This window comes from Streptomyces sp. NRRL B-24572 (assembly GCF_002156145.1).
Lineage (GTDB): Bacteria > Actinomycetota > Actinomycetes > Streptomycetales > Streptomycetaceae > Streptomyces > Streptomyces vietnamensis.
Genome location: NZ_MWIG01000587.1, coordinates 1 through 836 on the forward strand (window position 1 = coordinate 1; position 836 = coordinate 836).

At 75.2% G+C, this 836-nt stretch carries 1 protein-coding gene and 1 pseudogene; both read right to left on the reverse strand.

What is annotated here, in order from left to right; all coding sequences use genetic code 11:
* The coding region (locus CCN56_RS30785; RefSeq protein ID WP_086831211.1) for a response regulator transcription factor at nucleotides 1-686 on the reverse strand (686 nt) is incomplete at its 3' end.
* Nucleotides 683-836, reverse strand: a pseudogene (locus tag CCN56_RS45070) (two-component sensor histidine kinase); the annotation flags it as partial. The gene CCN56_RS30785 and the pseudogene CCN56_RS45070, both read right to left, overlap by 4 nt.

Sequence of the window (836 nt, forward strand, 5' to 3'; positions counted from 1 at the left end):
ACCCGGGGGCGTACGAGACCGGACTCGTACGCCGTGACCACCAGCTGGGCCCGGTCGCGGGCGCCGAGCTTGGCCATGGCCCGGTTGACGTGCGTCTTCACGGTCAGCGGGCTGACGTCGAGCCGCTCGGCGATCTCGTCGTTGGAGAGACCGCCCGCGACGAGGACGAGCACTTCGCGCTCGCGGGCGGTGAGCGCGGCGAGCCGCTCGGAGCGGGCGCCGACGCCCGCGTCCGCGGGGTCCGCGCCCGGGCCGCCCTGGGCGAGGAAGCTGGCGATCAGGCCCTTCGTGGCGGCCGGGGAGAGCAGCGCCTCGCCGGCGTGCGCGATCCTGATCGCGCCGAGGAGCTCCTCCGGCTCGGCCCCCTTGCCGAGGAAGCCCGAGGCGCCGGCGCGCAGCGACTGCACGACGTACTCGTCGACCTCGAAGGTGGTCAGCATGACGATCCGTACGTCGGCGAGCTCGGGATCGGCGGTGATCATCCGGGTCGCGGCGAGGCCGTCGGTGCCCGGCATGCGGATGTCCATCAGGACGACGTCGGGCCGCGTGGCGCGGGCCAGCGCGACCGCCCCGTCGCCGTCGGGCGCCTCCCCGACGACCTCCATGTCCGGCTCGGAGTCCACCAGGACCTTGAAGGCGCTGCGGAGCAGGGCCTGGTCGTCGGCGAGCAGTACGCGGATGGTCATGCGCGGTCCTCCCCCGTGCGGGACGTCACCGGCAGTATCGCCTGGACGCGGAAGCCGCCGCCGTAGCGGGGGGCGGCGGTGAGGGTGCCGCCGAGCGCGCCGACCCGCTCGCGCATGCCGAGCAGTCCGTGCCCGCCGACCGGGGGCTGC